Consider the following 3,117-nt stretch of genomic DNA (forward strand, 5'->3'; position numbering starts at 1 on the left):
CAAGCACGAGATATACGGAGCGGCGTAAGCTTTTGACGGATCCAGTCTCCGAACCTCAGTGCTTAAGCTCTCCGAATTAGAGAATGCGGGCGTAGAGAGAATCGTCGTGACAGCCGACGTGTGCCGTGCTCCAGGTCTCGCCGGCGGAATTATTCCCGCCTGAGCGCAAAACACCGATAGCGCACTCCCTCGGAGGCCGCCCGGCTGTTCCAAGAGAAGTAGCGGCTGCGCATGGAACTCAATATCTAATCTAAATGCGAGATTCCGCATCATCGCCTTTGCGATGCAACCAGCCCAGCCGCCGGACTGATCCATCAGTCCGATTGCCGCGTGGTAAGCGGTGTTCTGCGGTCACCTTTCGGATGATGTTCTGAGCTGCGAGTCTTCGGTTTGGTTTTGACCGTTAGGCTTAGAATGGACACAGTGCATAGCGCTATCACGGAGCCGGTCCGGCGGCTGGAAATTTTCACAGGAGGCGGTCGTCGGCGGAAGTGGAGCAAGGAAGACAAGGCGCGGATTGTTGCGGAGATCGTGGCGAGTGGTGACTCGGTCTGTGCCGTGGCTCGACGCCATGGGTTATCGCCGCAGCAGTTGTTTGGTTGGCGCCGGCAACTGAGGGAATCTGCGGCAGGGCATTCCGAAGCGGAAGAACAACAATTTGTGCCGGCGGTGGTGGATGTAGTCGTGCAGGCGCCTGCTGTTCGCGGGCGGCGCAAGGCGCCACGATGCAAGTCCGAGCCCGATGCCGGGACGATTGAAGTCGAGGTCAACGGTGTAACGATCCGGGCCGGCCGCGGCGCGGACGCCAACACGATTGCGGCAATCGTTCAGGCGCTGAAGGCGAGCCGGTGATCGGCCCGACGGGCGCGGTCCGGGTGATGGTGGCGACCAAGCCTGTCGACTTCCGCAAGGGCGCCGAGGGACTGGCAACACTGGTGCGCGAGACCATGACGGCCGATCCGTTCTCGGGCACGGTCTATGTGTTCCGTGCCAAGCGGGCGGACCGGGTCAAGCTGATCTACTGGGACGGCACGGGACTTTGTCTGTTCGCGAAGCGGCTGGAGGACGGCATCTTCCGCTGGCCCAAGATCGAAGACGGCGTGATGCGCTTGTCGGCGGCGCAATTGTCGGCATTGCTGGAAGGGCTGGACTGGCGGCGCGTTCATGAGGCGCGCGAGACGGTGACACCGATGCAGCCGGGTTGATGATTTATCCTGCGGCGAAGTGAATCAGGAGCCTCACAGGTCGTCGCAACATTCGGCCGAATATGATCTGCTTTGGTCATGCCGAACGACGCACTGCCTGATGATCTCGAGATGCTGAAAGCGATGCTGCTCGCCGAGCGGTGCGAGAGCGAACGGCTGCGTCAGATCATCAAGGAGCTGCAGCGGCATCGCTTTGGCCGCAGGGCGGAGACGCTGCCCGAGGAGCAGATGCTGCTGGGTCTGGAAGAGGTCGAGCAAGTCGAAGCATCTGACGAAGCAAAGCAGGATGAGAGCGCACCCGATAGTCGCGCGGCGCGGGGTGGCAAGCGCCGGATCAACCGTGGAGCGCTGCCCGCGCATCTGCCGCGGATCGAGATCGTCGTCGACATCGATGACAAGACCTGTCCCTGTTGCAAAGGCGAGCTGCACCGGATCGGCGAGGACAAGAGCGAGCGGCTCGACATCGTGCCGGCGCAGTTCCGGGTGCTCGCTACCCGGCGGCCGAAATACGCCTGCCGATCGTGTGAGGACGGCGTCATCCAGGCGCCGGCTCCAGCGCGACTGATCGAGGGCGGCCTGCCGACCGAGGCCACGGTCGCGCAGGTTCTGGTGTCCAAATATGCCGATCATCTGCCGCTGTACCGGCAAGCCCAGATTTACGCCCGCCAGGGTATCGATCTGGATCGTTCCACGCTGGCGGACTGGGTCGGTCATGCTGCCTGGCATCTGCGTCCGCTGCACGAGCGCCTTCTCATGAGGCTCAGGAGCTCAGGCAGATTGTTCGCGGATGAGACCACCGTGCCGGTGCTCGATCCCGGCCGTGGCCGCACCAAGACCGGTCAGTTGTGGGCCTATGTGGCCGATGACCGGCCATGGGTTGGATCCGATCCGCCCGGCGTCGCCTATGTCTACGCGCCCGACCGCAAGGCCGAGCGCCCGATCGCCCATCTCGAGGGATTCCAAGGAATCCTGCAAGTCGATGGCTATGCCGGCTACCGCAAGCTGGCCGAGCGCGGCGACGTCAAGCTTGCGTTCTGCTGGGCGCATATGCGGCGCAACTTCTACGAACTCGCCACTCCGGGTCCAGCGCCCATTGCGAGCGAGGCGCTCAGGCACATCGCCGAATTTTATGCCATTGAGAAGGGCATCCATGGCCGCAGCGCCGAGGAGAGGCGCATCACCCGGCAGCAGAAAAGCCGGCCGCTCGCCGACACATTCGAGCAATGGCTGCGCGCCAAACTCGGCCTGATCAGCCAGAAGGGCAAGCTCGCCGAGGCGATCCGCTACGCCCTGTCGCGTTGGGAAGGCCTGACGCACTTCATCGAAGACGGGTGCATCGAGATCGACAACAATGCCGTCGAACGATCGATCCGCCCCATCGCGCTCAATCGCAAAAACGCGCTGTTTGCAGGCTCTGATGGCGGCGCCGAACATTGGGCCACCATCGCCTCACTGATCGAGACTTGTAAGCTGAACGATGTCGATCCGCTCAGCTACCTCACCGACGCCCTCACCAGGATCGTCAACGGTCATCCGAACAGCGAGATCGACCAGCTGCTGCCGTGGGCTTACCGAAGGCAAGACCTCAGAGCCGTGGCCTGAGAACGACGCTTACGCCGCGTGTAGGTATGCATCATCCGATGATCGTGCAGCGCTCTCGGCTGTCGGGTCCAAGTTCCTTGCCAACCGATGTGATCGAGCATCCGCTCGATACCACGAGCTCAATGCGACACCATTCATTTCGGAGAAGGTTCACCGCCGTAAAATTCGAGCAATGAGAATCAGCCGGGGGAGTGCCAGCGTGAACTGCACCCTGTTTTGATCGGACACCGGCGTTAGCCGGAGGAGCTAGGCATAGTCCTAGGCATACGCCTATGTCCGAGACGTTTTCGAAAGTCGAAGTCATCACCGG

Annotated in this window: 3 protein-coding genes; all 3 read left to right on the forward strand. The window is 62.0% G+C overall.

The window, feature by feature from the left end; all coding sequences use genetic code 11:
* Positions 1–414 precede the first annotated feature (414 nt).
* Positions 415–852: an IS66-like element accessory protein TnpA gene (gene tnpA, locus VFL62_RS03295; RefSeq protein WP_325170950.1), complete on the forward strand. Its 438-nt coding sequence runs from the start codon at positions 415–417 to the stop codon at positions 850–852.
* Positions 849–1,205 carry an IS66 family insertion sequence element accessory protein TnpB gene (tnpB, locus tag VFL62_RS03300; RefSeq protein WP_325170951.1) on the forward strand — a complete coding sequence of 119 codons (357 nt, stop codon included), beginning with the start codon at positions 849–851 and terminating at the stop codon, positions 1,203–1,205. Before tnpA ends, tnpB begins: the two co-directional genes overlap by 4 nt.
* 78 nt (positions 1,206–1,283) lie before the next feature.
* Positions 1,284–2,807, forward strand: a complete 1,524-nt coding sequence (gene tnpC, locus VFL62_RS03305) for an IS66 family transposase (protein ID WP_325170952.1) — start codon at positions 1,284–1,286, stop codon at positions 2,805–2,807.
* Positions 2,808–3,117 lie beyond the last annotated feature (310 nt).

It is taken from the genome of Bradyrhizobium sp. (assembly GCF_035701725.1).
Lineage (GTDB): Bacteria > Pseudomonadota > Alphaproteobacteria > Rhizobiales > Xanthobacteraceae > Bradyrhizobium.